We start from the raw sequence: 26,757 nt of genomic DNA, 5'->3' as shown, positions 1-26,757 counted from the left end.
TTTTGTCTATATCTCATCAATTTTGGAAACATTTCCAACTAAATAAAGTATGGTATAAAACAGAAATAAACTCAACTATTTTTGATAGCTGAGCAAAGTAACAACGTGAACGATGATCCTATTTGGAATCCCTAAGTCAAGGTCTGTTGATTCAGTCATGGGTTATTGCAGAGCTGTTTTCAATCCATTCGGATCACCTAGCAAGCTCGTATTTGTATTAAAGGTAGATTTATCATGGGTTTAAGATAAATCGGAGGGAACCGTACCATAAATGAGGCGAAATTTTTCAATCCCCTTTTAGAATAATTTGGTATAATTAGTAATGTGATTAGAGTATGATGGGTTAGGGAAATCGTTCTTGAAAGACAATATTTCGCTTCGACCAGAAATAAAAGCGATTGTCGAAGATTTAGGTTTTCTATAATGACATAACATTGGGAGATACTTATTATGAGAAAAATAGCAGTAAAGGATATATACTCAGGGAAACCTGATGCCAAGGACGAAATAAATTTTGATGGCATATCTGGTTTTATTAAAACATTTATAGTACCTCAAAACATTAATTTAGAATCATTATTAAATGGTAACCATTGTTTTATATCGGGATATAAAGGAACTGGAAAAACAGCTCTATTGTTCTACTTGGATAACTTGATTAAAGAAAGAGATAGTAGTGCTTGCTCATCATTTGTTTTCTTTAAAGAAGAATTTGCTGATTTGAAAAGGGATGAGTTTGAGAAATACTCAAAGAGAAATCTATCCTCAATAACAATTGACAAAGATACGCTTTTAAATAATTCCGAATTTGAATATGTATGGAGATGGTTGTTATTTAAAAGAATAGTAGCAGATAATGAAGAATTTAACGGTGGTTTGTTTGAGGATAATGAATACTGGATCAAATTTAGGAAAATAGTATCTACCATTAAGGGACCATTGAATACCAAAAAAAGCATAATTCCAAATAAAGTAAAGATAGGAATTCCTTACAAAGATCCATCAGGAATGTCAATAGCAACTGAAATGGAGGTTGATCTCGGCAAAGATACGAAGGAAAACAATTATTCAAGTTTTGTAAAATTGATTGATGATGCAGAGGATGCTCTATCAAAACTAACAAAAACAGATATCCCTTATCATATTTTTGTTGACGAACTTGAAGCATATTTCGGAGATCAAGAAGTATTTAAAAGGGATTTATATTTAATTAGAGATTTAATTTTTACAATTAAAAGGTTTAACTCGATTTTTTCTTCATCTAATATGAGCAATATAAAAATAATATGTTCTATTAGATCTGAAATTGTAAATGCAATTTCAAGATTCATTGTAACAAAAGAATTAAATAAAGTTACCTCTGGTTTTGAGATACCTTTAAAATGGAACTACAATAATACCAATTCATTTAGTCATCCTATAATGCAAATTTTATTAAGAAGAATTGCATTAAGTGAGTCTGAAGAACAAGAGAAATTTAGAAGTGATAAAGAGATTATTGCACAGTGGTTTCCGGAAAACATTCATGAAATTGATCCTTCTAGTTATGTTCTTAATAATAGCTGGCACAAACCACGCGATATTGTAAGATTTATAATATCCGCACAAAACAGTATTAATAATGATAGTACATCTTTTTCGCAAGCGGTTTTTTCTAGTTTACATAAGCAATATTCTATAGATAGTCTAGTTGAAATCAAAGAAGAAATGAGAGCTTTATATACTTCTGAACAAATAGAAGACATAATTAATATATTTACTGGATTCAAATCAATTTTTTCTGTTAATCAATTAAGAACAAGGATAAACAAGTTCTTTGGTAATAGTATTATGGATACTAATTTTAATTCTGTTTTAAATGATTTGTATAGATTGGGGTTTATAGGAAACTACTTGCCAGCATCTCAGATGTATAGATGGCAACATAAGGGGGATGATAGGTTAATAATCTCAGATGAATGGAGAATCATGATTCATCAGGCTCTTCAAAGTGCTTTATCTGTTGGCAAAAAGCTAGATTACAGCATGAAGCGTTTTGAAGAACCACAGATAGGTGACGTAGTTTCTTTTAATGTTAAGCGTATAAACAAATCTTTTGTATATGGATCAATAAAATTTTATGGAAAGTCCTATCCCGCATATATACATATTAGAAATATGGCGGAAACTTATATTAATAATTTAACAGATATTGTGACTGAAGGTGAGGAACTACAGACAGTAATTATTGAGTACGATGAGAAAAGTTCCAACTGGTCGTTAAGGAAAGTTCCTGAAGAAGTAAGAGACATCGGTTAATTAGGTTGTTACTAAACATATGCAGCACTACTTCTTTATTTCGGGTTCCTACATGGAGTGCCATTTTCCTTTCAACTCTTAAAGACGAATCCATTCACAAGTAACAGCCACTTCTTCTAGAATTTCTTTGTAAGATCTTCCTTACAGGAATATAAATAGCTTGCTTTGTTACAATACGAAATGCGTTAACAGGATTTGAAACAAATTGAGGGGTCATGGGTTTGAGCATTTCGAAAGAAACTTTGTACAAGATGCTTTTGGAACAATCACATTGATGATTAGGTAGAAATTTTGATTTATACCGATGTTCTCTAGCTATTTATGAGAGTAGACAAAATCTACACTTTGGCACAATCCATTGTGATAAAAAGTTCGTCAGTGCTCAGAGGTCAATATGAAAAAGTTAAATGTACAAAGGTTGATACAATGGTAAAAGCTCTCTAACTCGGAGGGCTTTTTGTTTTCGCCCTACTTATGATACGGTGAACCGTATCATAAATAATAAACACTTAACCTTGAAGAGATAAAAGTGTGGTGAAAATAATTCAAGTCATGAGGGAATGAACGAAGGACATACTTTGTTCATTCTTTTTTATATCCGATTTGAATAACTAAAGTTTTCCAAGTAGGTATTGCTGTATAATAGACATAAGGACATCTCTATCGTCCGTTTCTCTGTCATGTATATTGAGGTAAACTATGGGTTAGGACCTACATAAATGTCTTAGAAGAAAATGACTAGGAGAGGAATACTTCTTGGCAAATCATTCACCAAAATACCAAATGAAAAAGAGTCATACTATATTATTACTAGGGTTACTGTTAGCTATTTTATCTGGTTCGCGTATTTTATGGATGGAATCGTTTCGTGATCACAAACAGGAGCTAATTAAAAACGGGCAATTCGATTTGCGCAATTGGAATGCAGAAGATGGCAGCATTCTCTTACTTGATGGGGAATGGGAGTTTTATCCCTCGCAATGGTTGATAGATGGTAGTCGGCAACAATTGTTAGGCGATAATGCGCCAAGGCATATTCAGGTACCGGGAGGATGGAATGAAGCTTTGCATGCTGACAAGCCATCTCTATACGGGTATGGTTCTTATCGTTTGCGTCTTTATGTAGACCCGGCAAAGAACCTTAATTATAGTATTCGTGTACCCAGCGTACGCACTGCATCAGAATTATATGTAAACGGTCGATTGCTTACTAAATCCGGACAGGTGGCGACAACAAAGGATGAATATATTTCGAAGGATCTACCTTATTCTACAACCTTTACAGCAGACGAAAACGGTGTAATCGAACTCGTCATTCAGGCGGCAAATTATGTGGATAGTCGAAGCGGGGGCATTGTCCGATCCATTAAATTTGGTTCAGAAGAAGCCATTGCCAAAGAGATGAAAGCTTCCGTTTCTATGCAGTTTTTGGCAGCGATTATATTTATTATGCATGCTGTCTATGCACTTATTTTGTATTTACTAGGAAATAAGGAAAAGAAGCTGCTTTATTTCAGTTTGCTTGCATTATGTGTAACGATCACGAGTGTCTTTAGTACGGATGAGAAGTTGTTCCATCAATTATTTTACATTGGGATTAATTGGGATTTTAGGCTGACTAATATTGCTTTCGTTATTGCAGCCTATGCTTTGCTCCAGTGTACGAATCATCGCGAGCTTCCATATTGGCGTAGGATGTACCCTGTCTATAAAGTAATGAATCTAGGGACTGCCGGCATCACTTTGTTTTTAGATCCATCTCAAGTGATTATGCTCTTTCCGGTTTATTATCTATTAGTTGGTATTGCTGCAGTTATCACGTTGATTACAATATTTAAAAAAGTAAAATGTTTAAAGAGCAATCTTTTACTGCTTTTCTCTTTTCTTGCGTTGATGAACCATTCTCTTTGGTCGTTAATCTTGCTGGATAGCGGTTTGAGTCTTGTCTACTATCCGTTCGATATGATTATTGCGATGGGTTGTTTAGCCTCTGAATGGTTTAAGGGCTACTTTATCATGCATGCGAACACCAAAGAGCTTGCTGCAACCTTGCAAAGAATGAATGACCATAAGGATCAATTTCTGGCAAACACATCGCATGAATTTAAAAATCCGCTGCATAGCATGCTTAACATGTCACAATCCGTTTTAAAAAGGGAACAGCATTTATTGCAGGAACGGAGCATCAAGGAGCTTGAAACGGTATTATCCGTAGGACGTCGGTTGACATTGATATTGAACGATTTGATTGATGTGATGAGTTTACAGGAAGGCAATCCGCGTCTACAGGAAAGAGCCATATTTATCCAGCCAATCATGACCGGAGTAATGGATATGCTGCAATTTAATGCAGGAGTAAAGTCTGTCCAAATTGCAAATCAGATTTCGGAAGATTTCCCCCCAGTAATTGCGGATGAGAATAGGGTGATCCAAATCGTGTTCAATTTACTTCATAATGCTGTGAAATATACGAATGATGGGGTTATTTCGATTCAAGCTTTTGCAAAGGATGGACGAGCTTATATCGTTATTACCGATACCGGAATCGGAATGGACGAGGACATGCTTAAGCGCCTTTTCCGCCCATACGAGCAAGCCAGCGCGAGTGAGACCATGATTGAAGGTGGCTTTGGGTTAGGTTTAAGTATAAGCAAGCAACTGGTTGAGCTTCATGGAGGTGCGTTAGATGTGTCCTCTGCTTTAGGAGAAGGCTCAACATTTACATTTTCATTAAAGCTAGCAGACTTGAAAGCGGAAGAAGAAAATGATGTATCCAACTCATTCAAACCGTATACATTACAATCTATGGCGATTCAAGAAATTGCCTCCTCGGTCGATTTGGACAAAGTGGGAATCCCGCAAGCTGCGAAACAACCAACTTTACTAGAAATGGATCGCGATCGTCCGCACCTATTAATTGTTGATGATGATCCTGTCAATCTTCAAGTGCTTGAATCTATACTACCGCCGGACGAATATGAGGTAACGATGGTAACGAGCGGTAAAGAAGTGTTGGCTGTACTGGATACAAAGGAATGGGATTTGGTCATATCCGATATCATGATGCCGCAGATGTCCGGTTATGAGCTGACACGAATGATCCGCGAGCGGTTTACACTCACGGAGCTCCCTGTATTGCTCCTTACCGCAAGAAGCCAACCGAAAGATATTCAGAGCGGTTTTATAGCGGGGGCAAACGATTATGTGACGAAGCCAGTGGAAGCAGTAGAAATAAAATCACGGATCGAGGCGTTAACTACGATTAAACAATCCGTTCGGGAACAACTGCGATTAGAAGCTGCATGGCTGCAAGCGCAAATCCAGCCTCATTTTATATTTAATGCGTTGAACGCTGTAATAGCTTTAAGCGATATTAATTTGGATAAAATGCGTAATTTGCTCGATGAGTTCAGCAATTTTCTGAGGAATAAATTTAAATTTCAAGATATGGGTAGGCTTGTTCCGATCGAAGAGGAGTTAAGTCTGATGCGTTCTTATCTATATATTGAAAAGGTTCGGTTTGAAGAAAGGTTACAGGTTATTTGGGAGATAGATGGCTGCGAGGAAATAAAAGTCCCATTTCTTACGATCCAGCCTCTCGTTGAAAATGCGATAACACATGGCGTTATGAAGCGCATTCGTGGGGGAAAGATTTTTATTCGGATTTCTGTTTATGAGACGCATGCAGAGATAACCGTTGAAGACGATGGGGTTGGAATGGACGAGGTTAAATTGCAACGAATATTAGAAAGAAAAGCAGATAGTCGTTCAGGTGTCGGATTGATAAATACGGATCAGCGATTAAAACGGCACTTCGGAACAGGACTTCATATCAAAAGTACGTTAGGTATAGGGACAAAGGTAACTTTTCATGTACATAACAGGTTGAATAGCGGGGATTAATCTAGGTGACTGGTACATATAGGATAGATAATTGCGGTAAAAAGCAATTTTTCGGCATGTCCTATTCATCCCGAAGGAGCTAAGTTGGATAGAGAGAGGATGAAATAGAAGGCCCGATTAGCTTGTTTGAAGTGCTAATCTTCAGCGTGAACTCGATGTTATCGGAGAATATCGAATCGAGCTACTCACCAGCATTCACGCGTTCAACTGCTGTTCTCTTCTTGTACAGATCGTAATAACTGTCGCTACCACGAGCTGGAACGGTGTATTTTCTTGGGTTACCGTTGATCTTTTTCTTGAAGACCTTCTGGCATGGTCCATCGTTAAACGGACATTCTTTACACTCTTTTGGCTGCGTGTATTTTAGGGTTTCGTGCGAGAAATGAAGAGAACTCACTCCTGAAGATGGGGAACTGGCGAAGGAAACCCGCATGCACGATTTGACGGGGAGTCCGAGGGAGTAATCGCTCGCCTTAGCCTACTTTAGTCTCAAGCCAGCCATTTCAGACAGTGCGGAAGGGAGTAGGTACCTTCAAAAGCGCGTTAACCGACATGGGTTTGGGATGGGCCATCCTCGGCGGAAAAGTCAGCGAAAACGGGCTTCAGCGTCCTTTTTTGGGGTCAAAGAACGATGCGGTATCTGGAGGCCACTGAAAAAGTCCCTCAACCCAAAAAGAGACAGCTTCCTATTTTTTAGAGGAGGCTGTTTCTTTTTTTCGGTATAATCAGATCATCCAATCAAAGGCTGGTGGTCCCGATGCTTCCGAAGCAACAGAGTTTTATCTTGAGTCCGTATACACTGCGATAACAAACGTCGAATGCTGAATTTCTGGCAGTGCTATACCTCAAAAGAAACCGGTCCGGCAGTCTTATAATCCACGATGACAAAAACATCCTTGATGTGAATTTCAAAAACATCCAATGTGTCGCCAATGGCTGCGAGCGTCTCATCATATCCTGGATTTTTTTGGATAAACAGCTCCTTGATCTCTTCTATGGTGTACCGGCTCTTATGTACAACTGCATGATTGGAGCGGGCATGCGGCACGGAAGACCCGTCAGAGGGGACGGTTGTGAAGGCAACATTGTTATTTTGAGCAAACTCAGCCACCTTCTGATTCTCCCTATCTGTCGCAAAATACAGGATTCCCGGCTTGCTGGCATCATAGCAGAAGTTGACAATCCTTACATTGGGTAGGCCTGCTACCGCTGTTGCCAGAGCAATTTCGTTGGTCTTGTCTAATGTGTGGTAAAATTCATTCTTGTAATCCACTTATATTTCCTCCTTAGCATTTGATAAACTTAGTATAGCAATGTATCGCTGACAGCTTTTATGTCAGTCATAGTATATAAATTTCAGGGGGATGATTTATGAAGCTGGAACGAATGATCGCTATCATTATGCTGCTCTTGCAAAGAGAGAAGATGGGCGGGAAAGAGCTGGCCGAGCTGTTTGAAGTTTCACTGAGAACCATTTATCGTGACATTGAAACAATTAATCAAGCAGGTATCCCGATTGTGACCAGCTCCGGTGTAGGCGGGGGAATTGGGATCATGAATGAGTATAAGATAGAAAAAGGTTTTTTTACCGTCAAGGACATTACCGCTATGCTGATGGGGGTTGGCTTTATATCCAATACATTATCCGGTGAGGAAACCACTGCTACCCTGGCCAAAGTAAAAAGCTTTATCCCGGAGGATAAACAGCATGAAATTACGCTGAAAGCCAACCAAATCTCTTTTGACTTATCCGCTTGGCTGGGCAGCAATGATCTGCAGACCAAAGTTGAAGTGATTCGAACAGCCTTGGAGCATTGCAGCATACTGTCTTTTATGTATCTAAGCCCTAAAGGAGACAAGGTCATGCGGACCCTGGAACCTCATCGTCTATTATTGAAAGAAAATCATTGGTATGTGCAGGGGTATTGTTTGAACCGGCAGCAATTTCGGGTATTCAAGCTATCCCGCATATCTGAACTGGAGAGAATGGAAGACCGCTTTACCATGCGTGAGATTCCCCCGGCTTTTTCAGAGTTTACAGATACCATGTCCAGGAAGATGCAAAAAATAAAATTGCAGCTTAACCATTCCATCCTCGACCGGATGTTGGATTATTGCGGAGAAGAGAACATTACTCCCCTCGGCAATGGCGAATTCTATGCATATCTTGATTTTATTGAAGATGATTATGGTTACGGAATCCTAATGAGTTTCGGAGATAAATGCCAATGCATTGAACCTGAGCATGTGCGCAATGAAATGAAGAGACGGCTCAATGATTCAATAAAAGCATATTTTTGAAATACAAAGCAATTAACCTTCTCCTTATAAGGTCCAAGGATAGCAAGCAGTCCGAAAAATTACGGCTATCCATGTTATTGCTGTTGATTATGATTCAAAAGCTGAAATTACAAAAGATTTTTTCGCTACGGTGCAAAACAAACTTCACAATGCGATACATGGTCAAATAGCGAGTGAACTAATAGTAAACAGAGCAAGTGCTAATCAACAGGGGGATTCAATATGTTGTTTTGGAAGAAAGAAACGCAACTTGATCGAATAAAAAACAAACTCGAAAAGGCCATGCGCAAAGATACGGCTTTTATGGTGTTTGGAGCATCCTCACACAAATACAGGGTTTATGAAAAGCTTACAGCAAAAGAGCTTGCGGACTGGCAAGCAAAGAATCAGGTCACACTCCCGGAGCCTTATACGCAGTTTTTAACGAAAGTCGGAAATGGAGGTGCCGGGCCGTATTGCGGGATTTATTCGATTGAAAAGGCAACTTCCTATACCGATAGAAATGCACTCACTACAAAATGTGTTCTGCACCCCAGAATGACAAAAAAGGAATGGAACCATCTGACCGAGCCCCTGATCAATGATGAGGACATCTCCGATCTGGAATACGACGCAGCCCGTGATATAGTGGTGGGCGGCATGTTGTGTATTGGTACACAAGGCTGCGAATACGATATGTATCTTGTACTTGAAGGAAAACACAGGGGGAAAATCGTTTACACTTCAGATTTTTATCCTGATCATCCCTTTTTCTTTGTCTATGAAGACAACTTTCTGGACTGGTATGAGCGCTGGCTGGACGAAATTATTCTGGATTATGATATCGCGTGGTTTGGTAGCAGAATGCCGGGCGATGAAAATGCGTTGATGCAGGTTTATCAAAACGCCTCAAACGAAGAAATCAAATCAAAAGCGCTTGATGCAATGTTCAAGTTTAAGAAAATCCCCCAGCCAACCATTGATTTTTTAAAAAGCATTGCTGAGCAAAGACAAAATGATCGCACCACAGCCATTCAGCTAATCTGTAAAACCTCTGTTGACGCGGGAAGAGATTTTCTTCTCGAGCTGTTGCATTCTGAAAGAAATGAGGATTATTTACAAGCTTTAAATATTCTGAACTGGTACGGTAAATCTTTTGATTTAGCAGAATTTATAAAAGTGATATTGCAAGGTCTTGACAGGGTTCACGACCCGGAAACGTTACGTCATGTGGGGTATGTTTTGGAATCATCCGGCGCGATTACACTCCAAAACTTTGCGCCCTTTTTGTGCCACACCGACTCGAATATACAAACTGCCGCAATCTATGCCACACGCAATTGCAATGACAAATCGGAAAGTTGGGAAACCATTGAACAGATGTTAATGAGTGGCGACAAGGAGGTTGTGAAAAACACTATTTTATTTTGGGGCATTATCCCTCATAAGAAGTTATTGCCTTATTATAAGGCTGTATGGCCGGAATATAAAAGCAAAAATAATTTCAGGGAAAAATTTATAGGTTGTTTGAAAGAATTAAATTTGCCAGATGATCATTTTGACAAAGAATAATTTAACTACTCAATATCCATACAATGCGGATGCATGACTATAAATCGAACTTTAGATTATCGTAATCGTAAAAATGTTAGTGGGTCTAATAACCACAAGATCTTTCGACGGCCTTCTGTGTGTATGAGGATCATAGTCCTGGACCAAACAAAGAAACGTTTGGTAACTATGTGCCGCGGCGGATTTTTCGTCGATAGATCCGTTAAGCTGAACCGTATCATAAGTAGGGCGAAAGAAATCAAGCGGTCTTGGTTCTGGTTTCATTGGATTAAGGCCGTTTTATGATATATTCAAGTAAAGACGGCTTATCTCTAAGGACAAACCATCAAAAAGGAGTGCGAATAATGAACCTAGAATCGGTCATGCAAGAACTTGAAGCTCTCGGCAAGGAACGCACCAAGAAGATATACCAATCCAATGGCGCACACGAACCGCTTTTTGGTGTGGCTACAGGCCAGATGAAGCCCATCTTCAGGAAAATAAAACGCAATCAATCATTGGCCGAGCAGCTTTATGCCACAGGGAATTACGACGCCATGTACTTTGCGGGGGTGATCGCCGATCCGAAGGCAATGTCTGAGTCGGATTTTGAACGGTGGATTGATGGAGCTTATTTCTATATGCTATCGGATTTTGTGGTAGCAGTAACTTTGGCAGAAACGGATATTGCGCAAGAAGTTGCTGATAAATGGATTGCAAGCGATATAGAGCTGAGAATGTCGGCGGGCTGGAGCTGTTACTGCTGGCTGCTCGGTAATCGTCCGGACAGTGAATTTTCCGAAGAGAAAATCGCTGATATGTTAGAAATTATCAAAAATACAATTCATGATGCTCCCGAACGCACAAAATACGCGATGAACAATTTCATATATACTGTGGCGGTATCCTATCTGCCGCTTCATGATAAGGCGGTCGAAGTGGCGAAGGAAGTAGGTCCGGTAGAAGTCAATCGGGGTACCGCAAAAAGCAAGTTCTTGAATGCTTCCGTTAATATACAAAAGGCAGTAGAAAAAGAGCGGCTCGGCTTCAAACGCAAATATGTAAGGTGTTAGAAAGTACTTTTATATTTAAGAAGAGCTCGCCTTTAAAGGGATATGGTGAACCGTAAGGTTTAATTATATCAATAGAAATGTATTCTAATTCAGCTGATGGATAAATTAGAACTTATGGAGGAATCAATATGGAGTTAACATTTCAAAAAGATAACTTATTCTGGGTACATGAGCCTAATGAATATACCATTAGTAATGGAGAAATTGTGATTAAAACAGAAGCTGGAACAGATTTTTGGCAAAGAACATATTATGGATTTCAAAACAATAATGCTCCTGCTCTGTTAATAAAAACCAATGAGAAATACTTTTCTTTTTTAGTGAAAACTGAATTTGACAGTAAACAACGCTTCGACCAGTGCGGCGTAATCATCTATCAAAATAGTGATAACTGGATAAAGGCTTCTATCGAATATGAAAATGAAGAATATCAGAAATTGGGAAGTGTTGTAACGAACTTAGGATATTCTGATTGGGCAACTACGGATATTGCTGCAACACAGAAATTTATGTATTACAGATTAAGCCGACGTGAAAGCGATTATTGTATTGAAAATTCTTATGATGGTATTCACTATAAGCAAATGCGTATTGCACACCTTTTTGAAGGAGCCGACGATATACAGATTGGTATTTATGCTTGCAGTCCAGAAGAATCTTCGTTTAAAGCCATTTTCACAGAAATGAAATTTACTGAATGTCAATGGAAAGAACACAAGTAACAAATTTCAGTTTAACTAGAGGGTGTCCCAAAGTCATATGACCGAGGGATACCCTCTTTTATTTTTTTGATGGAGCGTAACAAAAAAAAGGAGGTTCTGTAAATTAACTTGTTAAGGTCATTTGCGAAATTCAGAAAAAATATTGTCTGTGATAACCGGAAAGCAAAGAGTGATTGATCCAAGGATTGAAATGGACTAACTGGGTTCGGTCGTTTACTTGTCGACCATTATCCTGTTATGTCCAATGCTTGATAGTTGACATTATAGTAGTTCTAGCCCTTAGTGCACCCCATATAGTCGACATTGGACAACCCTGATGCTTAGGACGATGAAGACGATAAGGGGTGCTTTTTGCAATGGTGAACACCATCACGGGCCAATGGGGCAGGGCCAGATTTATGGGGAATCATCTTCACGTTTTTTCTTGCATCTCCCTTGCATTTTTGCAATATTTGATATTAATAAAATGTTATTATCAAAATGTTACTAACTATAACTGGATGGTAAAGGTTCAGAAATTGAATGAAAGTGGATAAAATATGGGGCGGCTGAAGGGCGAGCAAGTGACGCATTTTTACTCCAGCGAGTTTTACGGCGAGCATATGAGTGTCGCTTAGGCGCGGCGGACCGGCGGGTAGATGAAGCCCGTAAGTGGGGATCAGAAGCGGCATATTTTTCATAAGCAAATCATTGCGATTTGAAAGAACGGCGGATTCCCTTTATCACGCTGCGAGGAAGCCAGGAGGAACAAATGCACAAAGTAAACGAGGTCTTGGCGAAGTTCGAGTCCTACCGGAACTATTTCGGAGAGCTGTACGGCTAGAATAAATAACAATGGAGGTGAGGACCCTTGAATTTATTGGATCGCGATGGACTTACGGAACGTGAATTTTTCGAGCAGTACCGTGCAGGGGATTACGAGCGGCCTTCGGTGGCGGCGGACGTGGTCATATTCACCGTCACAGACACGGAGGCGGACAGCTACCGCAAGCTTCCGGAAAAAGAGCTGCGAATTCTGCTCATTCGCCGCGGAGGTCACCCGTTCCTGGGCAATTGGGCGCTTCCGGGCGGCTTCGTCCGGCCGAATGAGGCGACGGAGCAGGCGGCGGTGAGGGAGCTGCGTGAGGAAACCGGTGTGGATGACGTATATTTGGAGCAGTTGTACACCTTCAGCGATGTTGGAAGGGACCCTCGCACCTGGGTGATGAGCTGCAGCTACATGGCCTTAATTAACAGCGATCAGGTACAGCTGAAAGCAGGGGATGACGCTGTCGGCGTAGCCTGGTTCAAGGTAACCTATCGGCTCCTGCGTGAGCGGAAAGAGCTTATTGAGAATGGGTATGTGAAAACGATGGAATACGAGCTCAAGCTAAGCAGCGAAGAGGAAGAGCTTACGGCAGTTGTGGATCGGACGATGACGTCAAAGCCGACCTCGATGTCAACCGCCTACTCCATCGTATCGAATGACGGATTGGCTTTCGATCATGCGAAGATTATCGCTTGCGCTATTGAGCGACTGCGGGGAAAAGTGAATTATACCGATATTGCGCTACACTTGATGCCGCACCTCTTTACTTTGACGGAGCTGCAGCAGGTTTACGAGGTGATCTTGGACAAAGAGCTACTGAAAGCCGCCTTCCGGCGTAAAGTGGCGTATCTCGTGGCGGAGACCGATCATTATACTGAAAATGCGGGACACCGTCCTTCCCGCTTGTTTCGGAGAAATTTGGAGGAATATCGATGATATACAATATTGAGCAGTTAAGAAAAGCATATAACGCGGGCAAAACGTTCAAGTTTGTGTTCTTCTGGGGCCATACACCGCCAAAAGACGGCGGCGTCGACAAAAGCTGCTTCAGCCAATGGTGGATGAGCCCTTTCGTGGTAGAGGGGAACGAGTATTCCTGTGTCGAGCAGTTTATGATGTCCGAGAAAGCAAGACTGTTTGGAGATGACGAAATGTTGGACGCGATTCGGAAAGCTAAGCATCCCAAGGAGATGAAAGCCTACGGGCGTGCAGTTAGAAACTTCGATAAGGACACTTGGGACAACGAATGCTATGGCATCGTTAAGAGAGGCAATTTGGCCAAATTTTCGCAGAATCCGAAGCTTGGCGAATATCTCAAGTCAACGAAAAACCGTATTCTCGTCGAAGCCAGCCCACGGGATCGCATTTGGGGGATCGGCATGGGGCAGTCCAACCCGGACGTGGAGAATCCCATAAAATGGCGTGGTAGGAACTTACTCGGATTTGTGCTGACCGAAGCGAGGGACGAATTGCTGCGGGATTAACATCTACCGGAATTGTTATTGATGGAAGAAGAGGGGATGAAATGAAATGAAACGAAAAGAAATTGCCGAGGAAACATTACGAATACAGCGCCAAGGCTTCTATGAATATAAGGGGCGACGGGTAGAATTCGCCACTGCACAAAAGCATTCGGAGGAAAACAGCGAGCTGATTACACCGGAATATGGAGAAACACTGGTGCGGGGAATCGCCGGGCTGCCTAGGCTGCCGCAAGGAGCCGCTTATTTTGTCACCAACGAGACCACAGTAAAGGCGATTTTGGATTTTGCGGAGACAGGGAAAGGGCGCGTCGGCGTGTTAAACTTCGCTAGCGCAAAAAATCCCGGAGGAGGATTTTTAAACGGGGCGATGGCTCAGGAAGAAAGCCTGGCTGCCTCCAGCGGATTATATGAAACGCAGCTGCGCAATGAAAGCTACTACAAGGCTAATCGGGCCTGGAAATCGATGATGTATACTAATCACGCCATCTATTCGCCTGACGTAGTGTTTTTCCGTGACCAGCGGTTCGACCTTATAGAGCGGCCGGTGACAGCTTCAGTATTGACTCTGCCCGCCGTGAATTATGGGCAGGTTCTGCTTAAGGGAGAGGACCCCCGGAAGGCGGAATGTATGATGAAAGACCGGATGCGACTGGCCTTAGCAATATTCGCCCAAAAAGGCGATATGAACCTCATCTTGGGTGCCTACGGCTGCGGCGTTTTCCGGAACGAACCGGTGAAGGTGGCAGGATGGTGGCGAGAGCTTCTGGAGGATGAAGGCTTGGGATTACTGTTTTCGGAAATTCGCTTTGCGGTATTGGACACTTCCAAAGAGGGTAAGTGCATTCATGCTTTTGAAAAGAAGTTCAATGGGTACAGCTAACATAATGGCCGATTAGGTGCTCATTTTAATTCGCACTACTTATGATACGGTGAACCGTATCATAAATAAGGGCAAGTTTTTTTGCGGAATTGCTTGTTTTGCATGAGGTTTGAAAGTTTTTTTGGTGTTTTTCTAGAGTTCCACTTTACGTTGCTATCCGGAAACATGGACTATCCCTACCACATCCCACGGTTTCAGAGGGGAGGATCGAGGGATTTTGTCACGGGAAGAAAAGTGTTAGAGCTGACAATGCTGTCAGCCAGCCCGATGCAACTTTCGGTTTTTCCGTCGGCAAGGAAGCACTGCTTCAGATAACGATTGTGAAGCGGGATGGGGTCTTTAAGGAAACTTTAGATTAACGTAAAGCGTCTAAATAATATAATCGTTCTAGAAGGAGAAGAGGGCTATGAAAGTAAAAAGAAGTTTGCGAGTGTTACTTCCAATTTTGGGGGCGTGTACGATCTTTGTCGGAACTGCTGTGGCTAGCAATTCTGTTGGTCTGTTCGTTAATGGTAAAGCGCTGAGTCCTAAAGAAACTAGACTTGAAAATGGAAAGGTTATTGCCCCAGTACGAGATTTGGCGGAAGCAATGGGCGGTGACGTAACATGGGATAAAGAGACTCATTTAGTAAACATTCATACAGGAATTACAAAGGATATGGTTGAAGATTGGATACGAAAGCAAGGCAATGAAAAGAGGGACTATTATTTTGATGGTTTATCCTTTGAAGAAATGAATGTAGATGGGGATTCCGAACCAGAAGTACTTGTGAGAATTGATGGAGGGGTACATCTTGGTGATTTCTTCATCTTTGACAAACAGTCCAACGGTTCATATAAATTAATCTTTGAGCAACCGTGGCATGTCGAATCTTGGAACATTGAGAATTTTCGTGCTGATGGAATGAATCCTTTATTTAATATAGTCACGCGCACAGGCGGAGCAGATGTCGATGTTAGGGAATCTCATCTAATGTATATGAACGATTCTGGAGTATGGACAGAAGCTTGGAAAGGTACTCTTAAAGACCGCTCTGTATTTCAAGGTAAATATCATGTTGCCATGGGTAGTTACCAGTTCAATGATGATAATGGGGAACTTTTCTATTGGCAGACCGAAATGGACGCATCCTTAGAGGACAACAAGCAAGAGGGAGACTCAAAGACCACGATGAAGATTTTTAATCTTCAACAGGGAAAGTTTATTGAGAAGAAGTGAGCATCATAGACACATTACACATTACACATAAGGCAGATAAGACGCAGTGCGACAAATCGGAATTTAGGGAGACAACATGGAATATATAAAAGAGGTATTTGCACAATCAGATAGACAATGTATTCGGGTTTATCAGGCTTATAATCCAGTAATTGCAAAAGAAGCAGTTGCCTTACAGACTTTTGGCGAAAACTTTAATCTCAATCGCATGACATGGATAAAACCTTCCTTTTTGTGGATGATGTATCGGTCTAATTGGGGAACAAAGAAAAATCAGGAATGTATTTTGGCTTTGGATGTATATATGGAAAAATTTAATGAATTGTTGAGGGAAGCGGTGCTAACTTCACCAGACTCAATGATTTACAAAGGTTCAACTCAATGGGAAAAAGCATTTGAGGAAACAACAGTTTATTGCCAATGGGATCCCGATAGAAATGTAAATGGCAATTCCATAAATCGTGCAGCAATTCAAATCGGTCTAAAAGGAACCACTTTAAAAGAATTTCTGGCCGATGGAATTTACCGCATTGAGGATTTGACACCGCTTGTGAAGAAATGGAATGTACAGCGAAAGCAGGGAAAACTAAACTCTAAAAATTTACCAATAGAAAGAATTTACCCTATTAAAAACAACGAAATTAGAATAAGGCTGGATATGTGACAACAAACTAAATTTCAGTTTGTCGGATCGTCATTACGTTCACCTTAATGGTAAAAAGCGTACATAATGAGCATTTTACAAATTTGACTGTATCATAGTAAGTTTTCATTTAAGTTCGCCGTTATCTCTGTTGAGGAGAACCGTATCACAGGATCTTGAATATACATTGGCTAAAGCAAATAGATAATATATTTCCTGTATGGAAGTCAAAGATAGGCCCAAGGAGAAGGGCCTATTTAAATTTCGCCCTATAGATATTAAGCTGAACCGTACCATAAATGACTGCGAAAGATTCTATTGGGGAAAGTTTAGGGAATGTTGAAATGAATGTAAAATAGTGGGTTTAAGGGACTTTATCTATCGTTACACTTTTTGTTTTACTCTCGCTTCCTTCAGGATAATCGTGGTAAAATAGGCGGATCTATATACTCATGGCTTGTCACATAACGCTAAATGTACAGTCACGATACTGCATAAGTAGATGCTAACCCTATAATGAAGGCACAATCTGATTTGCAGACAAGTATGGAGATTATCGATATGAAATATCCAGGGCCTGGCATGTAGAAAAGGACAAGTTATACAAGGTGAAACATTGATCCAAGATAACTTAAAGAGCGTTGACATCATAGGTCGGACTGTCTGACGCACAAAAAATGTTCATCGTGACCATCACAGGACAGGGTCTCATGATCTTGACTAGCACGTCGAGCCGGAAAGGGATGACCGCTAAGTCAACTATTTTCACGGAAGCTATGTGAAGTAGGGAAGCCGGTGAGGTAAACAATGCCATTCGGGTCTTCCTCTCTAGATATTCAAGCTTCGAAGGCAGAAATAGTAACATTACAAACGAGAGGAGCAGAGGCTTATGGATTTAAAAAAAATCTCAAAATCAAAAAGCTTGATCCTAACGAGTAATCTGTTGTTGGCGATCGTATTTATCGGTATCATCAGCTTAAACGTTGTATTCTCCTACCAAGGGCAAAAAAAGGCATACGAAGAGCAGTTCTACGGGTACGGTACAGTTTTAAAGAGGCAAATAGAAACAAATCTTAGCCTCATTCAAGAGGCCAGCCAAATTGTCGTTAACAAACAGTCTCCAACCGCGGATGCTTTCGTTCTTTTGAGAAACCAGCTTTTTGCCATGACGGATAGTGATGTGAATATTCCCAGCGTTTATCTCATGTTACCCGATAAAGTCGAACGAGACGGCAAAAAATTCCTCGTTAATCTGCAAACTGAAATTGACATAGAAACGACGCTGCCGGGTACGGAATATGAAATGAACGCCACATTCGAGACTGCTCTTGACCGGGCTATTAAAGACGATTTCACGATAACTCCCTCCTACACGGACGTCGAAGGTACTTGGGTGACATATGTATCATCGATTAAGGACGATAAAGGGAAAGTCATCGCAATCTTAGGCATCGATTTTGATTACGCAGTCGTCCAGAAAAGCTTATCGAGCATGCTCTGGAGCAACATCATACGCGGGGGAATATTTTCTGTTATTGCCATCGTGATCATTGCGTTTATGGTACGGATCGCACTTCGTCCACTTCATCGTCTTGCAGAAGTGTCGAAACTAGCCGCGCAAGGCGACTTGACCGTAACCTTGCCGGTAACAAGCATGAATGAAATCGGCCAGGCAGCTTCGGCATTCAATATCATGATGGTCAGCTTGCGCGAGCTGACGAACAGCATACAGCATTCGTCGCTCGAAGTGTCCGAATCGGCGACAAATTTGCAGAGAAGCGCCGAACAGACAGCACATGCGACTAACGAAATATCCGAAGCGATTGAACAAATAGCATTCGATTCCGATACGCAACTCCAAAGCACGCAGGAATGTCAAAAGGCGATGACGGAGATGGCCATCGGCATCCAGCGAATTGCCGAGTCATCCAGCGTCGTTTCGGAGCTTGCAGCAGATACGACAAAACGGGCTGCAACCGGCGACACTATAGTTATGAACGCTGTTGATCAGATGCAGACGATTGAAGTAAATCTATCTTCGACGGTAGGAACAATGAAGGAGCTTGAGGAACTGAGTGGCCGAATCGGGGATATTCTCTCGATGATCGCGGATGTCTCTAGCCAGACGAACCTGCTGGCACTTAATGCCTCAATCGAAGCGGCGCGAGCCGGGGAGCATGGTAAAGGCTTCGCAGTTGTCGCACATGAGATTCGCAAGCTCGCTGAACGGTCCATGTCATCCTCTGGGCAGATCGGAGAGATCCTGGAAGGAATCAGAGTCAGAACCGGCAGAGTGGTCGAATCGCTAGAGTATTCTGCGGCTGAAGCACACATTGGGACGAAGATTACGACCGAGGCTGGCGACAGCTTCCGCGCGATTGTTCAGGCTATTCGCCAAGTATCCGATCAGGTGCAGGAAGTATCGGCCGCTTCCGAACAAATGTCGGCCGGCAGTGAGCAAATCGCCGCTTCGCTTGATGAGCTTGGGCGCATCTCTTCCTCGTCCGCGCTTCACTCGCAGCGCGTCGCCGCTTCCTCCGAGGAGCAGCTTACCTCGATGGAGGAGGTAGCGAGTTCATCTGAGCAGCTGCTTGAATTGGCCAGCAATCTGAACAATGGCATCAGCAGATTTCGCGTGTAAAAGAAATGGTATGAAGGGCATGTTACGCGAACCATCGACCAGATTGAAATGAACTTCGACGAGAACACAGTATATTATTTTTTGACCGCTGACTCTTCTGCGACCTGTGCAGAGGAGTCTTTTACTGATTCATAAAGGTTCGATTTTGTAAAAACCTTGCTTTCTTGTACTTGCTTATGAGCACGCCGCAGATTGGATTCTACTCGTGCCATAGCTTCGCCCAGATCAAAGGCAAGGCTTAGTGAATCCTTTTTTTTGATTTATTAATCAGCTAAAAAAATGAATAGGGAATTGGATAATCCAATTCCCCTAGGTATAATTCCAAGATAATCAGCGTTGTCAATGCTGTACCGTATTTATAATGTGCCCATATCCGCCATCTTATCTAGCTCTAATGGCAAAAAAGCATAATTTCCATCCTTAAGGATCTCACATTTACGAACGGGAATAGGAGTTTTAAAAATTGGACCATCTATTACTGTGGTATGGAACTCTCCACCTTCTCCACACGGGTCAATACCACGAGCTTCAAGCTCCTTCACATATTCATGGGTTAAAGTTCGCCCTAAATCGTCTTCTCTCATTCCTAATGATAAATTTACAGTTACAATGATCGTTACAAATCCTAGATTTATGAACTCTTCGACAACTTCACGATGATTCATTTCCCATAGAGGCATCCCAAGCTTTAATCCAGCATTTTTTGTAACCTTATCATGCCAACAACCATGAACAGGCACATCCAAATCTCCAGTTACTAACACTTCTACTCCCTGATTTTTAGCTTTTTCTAAAAGACGCATAAAGATTTCTTCATAATCTGTCCAACTTGTAGCTGCAGTAGATACAGGTAAACCTATAGATTCAGCTTGGGCACGTATTAGATCTGGTGGCATTCCATGCGATCTGGAACGTTTCCCTTCTTCCTCCAACATCACGATTAGTCCAACTGCTTCTCCAACCTTCATTGCTTTATATAGTGCTAATACACTATCTTTTCCTCCGCTAAAAGAAGCTATAAACTTATGTCCGTTAGCACCATTTTTCCAATCAATAACTTCTGACATTCATATCTTCCCCTTGTTGTTTATGACTTTTGCACGAACGATGCCTGATCTGTGTTAAACTGATAGTCCCAATTTGTATTGCTTTATGCTGCCAGTTGTGGGGCTGCAATATAGTATCAATTATAATTAATAAAAAGGGGTTGAATCAATTGAAAACAAAGAAAAAGTTTTATCAGAAAAAACGATGGATGATTCCTATCTCTATCATTGTCATTCCTATATTTCTTGTTTTAATAATTGGACAGTTTACACCAGTACTTAATACCTTCATGATCAAGCAACTTTTCGAAGCTGATTCTTTTGCATCCCCTAAGAACATGGAAACAATAAAAAAACAAGTCCATGTCGAGAAAGATATTATCTATGATAAACATGGAATAGAGAATAGTCTATTAGATATCTATTATCCGACAAATATGATGAAAGAGCTCCCCGTTATCGTGTGGATACATGGAGGTGCTTTTGTATCAGGTAGTAAAGAACAAACGCAAGAATATGGAATGGCATTAGCCAATGAGGGTTATGTTGTGGCAAATATAAATTATGCCATTGCTCCGGGACAACAATATCCGGGTCCAATCATACAAGCTAATCAGGCTCTCACATATTTGCAGGACAATATCGCGAAATACGGTGGTGATATGAATCAGTTATTTATTGGAGGTGATTCAGCAGGTGCTCAAATCGCCAGTCAAACCATTGCGATTATAACGAATGAAGCACTAGCAAAGTCAATGGATATTCAATCTTCTGTTGATAAAGAACAGTTAAAAGGAGCTCTTTTATACTGTGGGATTTATAACATGGATAAAATGGGTATTCAGTCATCTCCAGTAATAAAGAAGGGGATTCAGTCGGTGTTTTGGGCATATACAGGAAAAAAAGATTTCCATTCCTTCTCTAGACTGGATGAGCTGTCTACAGTTAAACATATAACACCTAATTATCCACCTACCTTTTTGACAGTTGGAGATGCTGATCCACTAGCACCACAATCAGCAGAACTTATAGATGTTCTCAAAAAGAATGACGTGGAAGTAGAAAGTGTTCTATTTGACGGAACAAATACGGACTTAAATCATGAGTACCAATTCGATTTTACCCTTCCACACGCAGAACAAACATTCGATAAGACACTTAAATTCTTAAAGAAACATAGTAGATAACTTTTGGCCTTCAGTGTGTTGTTCCCAGAATTTATACGCAGTTAAGCTGTAAGTCCATGAAAATGAACCTTGCGTTATTGGTTTTATGGTGGTCGGGATACCTCCATTTTACCATTTTTCGCATAGGTTCATTTTTTTGTGCAATATTATGATCAAGCAATTCTTCAGAATAAATTCAGAATCTCCCTCACTTTATCTGCAGATTTATTAGATAGCATAAGAAGTGTTAAACAAGGGGAGGCAACCTCATATGGTATTAAATATAAAATCACAAGTCCAAGAAAAACTTCTATTCATATCCCGTTTTATACATTCGCCAGGACAAATCGGGAGTGTGACCCCGAGCTCCAAATATTTAGCCCGAAAAATGATTGATGCTGTTCCATGGAACCAAGTGCAGGCCGTTGCCGAACTGGGTGCGGGTACAGGGGCAATCACGAAATATATTCAAGCTGCCGTCAGTGAAGGCACCAAAGTTGTTCTCTTTGAAAAAGATCCCTATCTGCAAAAGAAATTGCAACATCAATTCCCGAAATTCACAAGTTATACGGATGGATGTGAAATCCAATCTGCCTTGGAACAAGAAGATATCGTTCAATTCGACTGCATTCTAAGCGGACTACCCTTTTATAACTTTCCTAAACCTTTGAGAGATCGGTTAATCGAACAAATTCGATTATCACTTAAGCCCGGTGGCCTGTTTATTGCTTTTCAATACTCCTTACAGATGAAACAACAACTAAGCGATAATTTTGAAATCAAGGAAATTCTGTTTGTCCCTATGAACGTTCCACCGGCATTTATTTATGTCTGTCAAAAAGGAGCCTCAACGGATGAAAGATAAAATGGCTGAGTATAAACCGTTGTTATGGATATTGGTGATTCCCGTCTTAAACATTTTTTACGGCATATTAAACCACGGCGGTTCGAACGTCAGCAGTATGATGACAAAACTGGATGCACAAATCCCCTTTGTTCCAGCCTTCATTATTCCGTATTTGTTATGGTATCCCTTTATAATCATCATGCTTATTACGTTCTGTGTGAAAAATAGACGTGTTTATTACCGAACCCTGCTCACCTTATGTCTCGGTCTGATCGTGAGCTATATCACCTTTTATGTTTACCAGACCTCCATTGTGCGCCCGCAGGTTACAGGTCATGGCCTATTGAATTGGCTCGTACAACTGATTTACCAGACTGATGGTCCTTATAATTGCTTTCCCAGCATTCATGTACTAAGCAGTTATTTAATGCTGAAAGGGATGGCTGATTGCAGAAATTGGCCCCTTCGGTCCCTAGTACTCGTCAAGATCACTTCATGGTCGATTATCCTTTCAACGCTCTTTGTGAAACAGCATGTTATATTGGACATCGTTGGAGGAATTATTTTAGCAGAAATGCTGTATTACGCGGTTCGTAAATGGATGCCTTCACAAGCGAAAAGTAATCCTGCTTCAGAGTGGAGTGAATCGAATGGATTATGATAGGCTGTTATCCTTGATCCAGCATTTCGGATACCTTGCACTATTTTTTTCTTTATGGCGGGACCTTATGTGGGAAATCATGTACAAGAAGTGGGCTCTCTGGTTTATAATTATGGAATAAAGGTGCTGCTGCTCCTTACCCCAGTCATCATTATCGTTGTGATCGTTAAACTGACTTTTCGGTATAAAAAAATACGTGGAGGAGACCGCCTATGATACGCATGAACATTTTAGTCGTGGATGACGACCCCGAAATTCGGGATGTTCTTCATATGTATTTACGTAATGAAGGGTATCTCGTTTTGGAAGCTGAAGACGGTGTGCAGGCTCTGGGAATTCTGCAGCGTGAGAAGATTCATTTGATCATTCTGGATGTGATGATGCCGCATTTGGATGGAATTAATGCCTGTCTCCGGATCAGGGAGGAATCTGACATCCCTATTATTATGCTTTCAGCCAAAGAAGAGCCTCTAGACAAAATCACAGGTCTTTCAACGGGGGCAGATGATTATGTAACCAAACCGTTTAATCCTCTAGAGCTAATCGCCAGGGTGAAAGCCCAGTTAAGAAGGCAGCAATTCATTACCTCAAGACATACCTCAGACCCATCAGAAATTGTTATTGATGATCTTATTATTAATAAGAAGCAGCATACGATTACCGTTCACGGCCAAGAGGTATCTCTAACCCCGATTGAATTTTCCATCCTAGTATTGTTGGCCACAGATCGGGGGCAAGTATTCAACATAGATAACATTTATCAAAAGGTCTGGAAGGACCAAACGGCTTTTTACTCCGAAAACACAGTGATGGTCCATATTCGGAATATCCGTGAGAAAATTGAAATCAAACCGCGAGAGCCGCCGTATATTAAGACCGTCTGGGGAGTAGGGTATAAGATTGATAAATAAAATTTGGTCCGTATTGAATGGCAAACGAAGCATTCGCGTTCAAATGCTCTGGGCATGCATTCTCAGCCTTATCCTCACTTCTATTTCCAGAACCATTATCGAGATTTCCCGCCGATTATTTCCTGATTCTTTTTTTGAAGTCTCATCTTTTACTCTTTTTTTTGCGTTGTTCATTTTCTTCTTTTTTGTGCTAACCAGCCGTACCATCCGATACTTTGGGGTCATCACGGATGGCTTGCAGTCCATCGCAGGCGGAAATTTGAAATATCGCATTCCTTTGTCTAGGCAAGATGAGCTCGGAAATGTTGCACACAATATTAATCATATGGCTGAACAATTACAGCAGCAAATGGAAAAAGAACGCCAAATTGAACAATCGAAAATGGAGCTAATCACATACGTCTCTCATGATCTAAGAACTCCATTGACCAGCATTATCGGCTATCTGGATTTACTTAAGACACCTAAATACCATGATGAAGCGGAGCAAGCACGCTTTATTAATAATGCCTATAACAAAACTCAACAGCTAAAGAAACTGATTGATGACTTATTTGAATACACCCGGCTGACCAATGGCGATGTTCGATTATCTTTTCAAGAAGTCGATTATCATAGTTTACTGAAACAAATCATTTCCGAATTCGAACCCGTTGCGAACGAGCAGCAGATCACCATCGTACAAGATATCTCTCCCCTGCCCCTCCTCATTCACATGGATATTGAAAAAATGGTCAGAACCATTGATAACCTGTTAACGAATGCCCTGAAATTCTCCATTCGTCCCGGGGAAATCAAGGTTCAGCTCACTGCTCAGGAAGAACACGTCATCCTATCTGTTGAGAATGTGGGTAAACCCATTTCACTTGAACAGGAGCATCAATTATTTGAGCGTTTCTACAAGATGGAGCCCTCCCGATACGAGTACAATACGCCGGCCGGTTCCGGACTAGGACTTTCGATTGCTAAACATATTGTCGAACTGCATGGCGGACGAATTTGGCTGGAGCATCATGAGGGCCATTACAAGTTTTGTATTGAGATTAACAAGACCCACTCTACAATATAACGTTACTAAAAGGAGAATTTAATCCAAACAATCATGAGAATGATGAGGTATGCCCATCTTTAATCCTAGAATGAGCTATCTAAAACTGATATAATGTGGTTGGAAATGGAGATGATTCTATGGCAAAGAAGAAAAGACCTACAAATTCTCCAAAGCCTGCTTCTGACTATGCACCAACCACGTTAAAGGATTTACTAAGTGGTGAAATACTTGAGCAATTGAAGGCTCAGGCAGATGAGATGAAGGCGGAGGAAAAGAAGAAGAAGGAAACGGAGCAACTTAAGATTGAAGAGGCTCGTCAAGCTGAACAGAAGAAGCTGGAAAATAGCTTCGAACATTTACTAGAGAATAGTAGTCAAGATTGGCGCAAATATAAATAAATATAGATTGGCTATCCATAGAGCTCATTCAATCGCGAGCTTGGGTAGCCTTTTGTTGTTGTAATAGGAATAAGGAGCAGATTCCTATGTGGAACCCGCTCCTTCTATTTGGAAATATTCTATTCTTCCAGAAATACCAGCCCGATAAAATCTTCTAGTTCGATGTTACCGAAGTAGTGTTTGATCTCAAATTTGTCTAAAGCTTCTCTAACCTCAGCTTCTTGATAACGCTTATCGCGTAACGTATTCTCAATATCAGCAACATCGCCTACGCCGAAGAAATCACCATAAATCTTGATATCATGGATACGGCCCTCGTTGATATTCATGCGTATATCGATAATGCCTGCTGGGAATTTCTTTGTATGCTTCACATTTGACTCAGGTGAATTACCATAGTTCCACTCCCAATTCTGGTAGTGTTCTTTGGAGATCTCGTGGATCTTCTCCCAATCTTTATCTGTTAAATGGTACTGAGGAATATCCACGGGGTCCATGCCGAAGATCGAACGTAGTAGTTCGGATCGGAACTCTTCAATCGTCATGGTACCTTCCATCAGATCACTAATGTTAGCTACACGGCTACGTACCGATTTGGTACTCTTGGATTTGAACTTCTCAGGATTGACACGTAGTGAAGCTTGTACATCATCCAAATTAAGATTAAACATTAATGTACCATGGCTGAACATGCGACCTCGTGTAGAGAATTGAGCGTTACCCGAAATCTTTTGTTCACCGACTTGAAGATCGTTACGACCTGTCATTTCAGCATTGACGCCCATCTGATGTAGCGCATCGATGACGGGTTGGGTGAATTTCAAGAAGTTATGAAAAGATTGTCCATCATCCTTGGTAATGAAACTGAAGTTAAGGTTACCAAGGTCGTGGTATACAGCACCGCCGCCAGATAAACGACGTACGACTTGTACATTGTTGTCTTTGCAATATTCCTGATTGATTTCCTCAATCGTGTTTTGATGTTTGCCAATAATGATAGAAGGACGGTTAATATAGAAAAGCAAATAGCTTTCTTCCATAGGTAAATGCCGTAATGCATATTCTTCTATGGCGAGATTAATGGCAGGGTCATGAATACCCTGATTATCGATAAATAGCATGGTTAACGCCTCCATTGATATGAACTGATCTTAGTTAGTATATCCATTGTAATT

The 26,757-nt window shown here is 41.1% G+C and carries 22 protein-coding genes and 1 pseudogene; 19 read left to right on the top strand and 4 right to left on the bottom strand.

The window, feature by feature from the left end; all coding sequences use genetic code 11:
- The first annotated feature begins 450 nt into the window (after nt 1-450).
- Nucleotides 451-2,298 (top strand): P-loop ATPase, Sll1717 family, encoded by a 1,848-nt coding sequence (locus tag UB51_RS16220; RefSeq protein ID WP_044878200.1) that lies wholly within the window; start codon nt 451-453, stop codon nt 2,296-2,298.
- Nucleotides 2,299-3,054: 756 nt separating this feature from the next.
- Nucleotides 3,055-6,201 carry a hybrid sensor histidine kinase/response regulator gene (locus tag UB51_RS16215; RefSeq protein ID WP_044878199.1) on the top strand — a complete coding sequence of 1,049 codons (3,147 nt, stop codon included), beginning with the start codon at nt 3,055-3,057 and terminating at the stop codon, nt 6,199-6,201.
- A gap of 190 nt (nt 6,202-6,391) precedes the next feature.
- On the opposite strand, the pseudogene UB51_RS27940 reads toward UB51_RS16215, so the two are convergent.
- Together UB51_RS27940 and UB51_RS16210 are read right to left on the bottom strand one after the other, a co-directional pair.
- Nucleotides 6,392-6,577, bottom strand: a pseudogene (locus UB51_RS27940) (IS5/IS1182 family transposase); the annotation flags it as partial.
- 462 nt (nt 6,578-7,039) lie between these two features.
- Nucleotides 7,040-7,474 carry a pyridoxamine 5'-phosphate oxidase family protein gene (locus tag UB51_RS16210; RefSeq protein WP_044878198.1) on the bottom strand — a complete coding sequence of 145 codons (435 nt, stop codon included), beginning with the start codon at nt 7,472-7,474 and terminating at the stop codon, nt 7,040-7,042.
- 98 nt (nt 7,475-7,572) lie between these two features.
- On the opposite strand from UB51_RS16210, the gene UB51_RS16205 reads away from it, so the two are divergent.
- From UB51_RS16205 to UB51_RS16155, 11 genes are all read left to right on the top strand, one after another.
- On the top strand, nt 7,573-8,502 hold the full coding sequence (locus tag UB51_RS16205) for a helix-turn-helix transcriptional regulator (RefSeq protein WP_044878197.1): 930 nt from the start codon (nt 7,573-7,575) through the stop codon (nt 8,500-8,502).
- Between the two features lie 58 nt (nt 8,503-8,560).
- A complete protein-coding gene (rhuM, locus tag UB51_RS27230; protein ID WP_082063162.1) occupies nt 8,561-8,764 on the top strand; it encodes a RhuM family protein in 204 nt (67 codons plus the stop codon).
- The gene (locus tag UB51_RS16200) at nt 8,725-10,053 is read left to right on the top strand and encodes an SMI1/KNR4 family protein (protein ID WP_044878196.1); all 1,329 of its coding nucleotides are present in this window, start codon (nt 8,725-8,727) and stop codon (nt 10,051-10,053) included. Before rhuM ends, UB51_RS16200 begins: the two co-directional genes overlap by 40 nt.
- A gap of 344 nt (nt 10,054-10,397) precedes the next feature.
- Nucleotides 10,398-11,105: a DNA alkylation repair protein gene (locus tag UB51_RS16195; protein ID WP_044878195.1), complete on the top strand. Its 708-nt coding sequence runs from the start codon at nt 10,398-10,400 to the stop codon at nt 11,103-11,105.
- 128 nt (nt 11,106-11,233) lie between these two features.
- The gene (locus UB51_RS16190; RefSeq protein ID WP_044878194.1) at nt 11,234-11,827 is read left to right on the top strand and encodes a DUF1349 domain-containing protein; all 594 of its coding nucleotides are present in this window, start codon (nt 11,234-11,236) and stop codon (nt 11,825-11,827) included.
- A gap of 850 nt (nt 11,828-12,677) precedes the next feature.
- Nucleotides 12,678-13,571, top strand: a complete 894-nt coding sequence (locus UB51_RS16180) for an NUDIX domain-containing protein (RefSeq protein ID WP_044878192.1) — start codon at nt 12,678-12,680, stop codon at nt 13,569-13,571.
- Complete coding sequence (locus UB51_RS16175) at nt 13,568-14,119, top strand: riboflavin biosynthesis intermediates N-glycosidase (RefSeq protein WP_044878191.1); 552 nt, start codon at nt 13,568-13,570, stop codon at nt 14,117-14,119. The genes UB51_RS16180 and UB51_RS16175 overlap by 4 nt, the downstream gene beginning before the upstream one ends.
- A gap of 46 nt (nt 14,120-14,165) precedes the next feature.
- A complete protein-coding gene (locus UB51_RS16170; protein WP_044878190.1) occupies nt 14,166-14,999 on the top strand; it encodes a TIGR02452 family protein in 834 nt (277 codons plus the stop codon).
- A 406-nt stretch (nt 15,000-15,405) separates the two neighbouring features.
- Complete coding sequence (locus UB51_RS16165; RefSeq protein ID WP_044878189.1) at nt 15,406-16,218, top strand: stalk domain-containing protein; 813 nt, start codon at nt 15,406-15,408, stop codon at nt 16,216-16,218.
- Nucleotides 16,219-16,294: 76 nt separating this feature from the next.
- Nucleotides 16,295-16,882 (top strand): DUF4291 domain-containing protein, encoded by a 588-nt coding sequence (locus tag UB51_RS16160; RefSeq protein ID WP_044878188.1) that lies wholly within the window; start codon nt 16,295-16,297, stop codon nt 16,880-16,882.
- 868 nt (nt 16,883-17,750) lie between these two features.
- Nucleotides 17,751-19,502, top strand: coding sequence for a methyl-accepting chemotaxis protein (locus tag UB51_RS16155; protein WP_052675967.1), 1,752 nt, complete (start codon nt 17,751-17,753; stop codon nt 19,500-19,502).
- Between the two features lie 356 nt (nt 19,503-19,858).
- On the opposite strand, the gene UB51_RS16150 is transcribed toward UB51_RS16155, so the two are convergent.
- A complete protein-coding gene (locus tag UB51_RS16150) occupies nt 19,859-20,569 on the bottom strand; it encodes a Dph6-related ATP pyrophosphatase (RefSeq protein ID WP_044878187.1) in 711 nt (236 codons plus the stop codon).
- A gap of 149 nt (nt 20,570-20,718) precedes the next feature.
- On the opposite strand from UB51_RS16150, the gene UB51_RS16145 reads away from it, so the two are divergent.
- From UB51_RS16145 to UB51_RS16120, 6 genes are all read left to right on the top strand, one after another.
- Nucleotides 20,719-21,735, top strand: a complete 1,017-nt coding sequence (locus UB51_RS16145; protein WP_234405453.1) for an alpha/beta hydrolase — start codon at nt 20,719-20,721, stop codon at nt 21,733-21,735.
- Nucleotides 21,736-21,985: 250 nt separating this feature from the next.
- Nucleotides 21,986-22,579 carry a class I SAM-dependent methyltransferase gene (locus UB51_RS16140; protein WP_044878186.1) on the top strand — a complete coding sequence of 198 codons (594 nt, stop codon included), beginning with the start codon at nt 21,986-21,988 and terminating at the stop codon, nt 22,577-22,579.
- Nucleotides 22,569-23,222, top strand: a complete 654-nt coding sequence (locus UB51_RS16135) for a phosphatase PAP2 family protein (RefSeq protein WP_044878185.1) — start codon at nt 22,569-22,571, stop codon at nt 23,220-23,222. Before UB51_RS16140 ends, UB51_RS16135 begins: the two co-directional genes overlap by 11 nt.
- Nucleotides 23,223-23,434: 212 nt before the next feature.
- Nucleotides 23,435-24,133 carry a response regulator transcription factor gene (locus UB51_RS16130; protein ID WP_044878184.1) on the top strand — a complete coding sequence of 233 codons (699 nt, stop codon included), beginning with the start codon at nt 23,435-23,437 and terminating at the stop codon, nt 24,131-24,133.
- A complete protein-coding gene (locus tag UB51_RS16125) occupies nt 24,123-25,202 on the top strand; it encodes a HAMP domain-containing sensor histidine kinase (RefSeq protein ID WP_234405452.1) in 1,080 nt (359 codons plus the stop codon). The genes UB51_RS16130 and UB51_RS16125 overlap by 11 nt, the downstream gene beginning before the upstream one ends.
- 119 nt (nt 25,203-25,321) lie before the next feature.
- Nucleotides 25,322-25,582: a YqkE family protein gene (locus UB51_RS16120; protein WP_044878183.1), complete on the top strand. Its 261-nt coding sequence runs from the start codon at nt 25,322-25,324 to the stop codon at nt 25,580-25,582.
- 119 nt (nt 25,583-25,701) lie between these two features.
- Here the strand turns inward: UB51_RS16120 and UB51_RS16115 are convergent, their stop codons facing one another.
- The gene (locus tag UB51_RS16115; RefSeq protein ID WP_044878182.1) at nt 25,702-26,703 is read right to left on the bottom strand and encodes a lipoate--protein ligase; all 1,002 of its coding nucleotides are present in this window, start codon (nt 26,701-26,703) and stop codon (nt 25,702-25,704) included.
- Between the last annotated feature and the right edge of the window lie 54 nt (nt 26,704-26,757).

This window comes from Paenibacillus sp. IHBB 10380, assembly GCF_000949425.1.
GTDB lineage: Bacteria > Bacillota > Bacilli > Paenibacillales > Paenibacillaceae > Paenibacillus_AQ.
The sequence above is the reverse complement of the archived record's forward strand: the minus strand, read 5'-3'. Positions and strand labels throughout refer to the sequence as shown.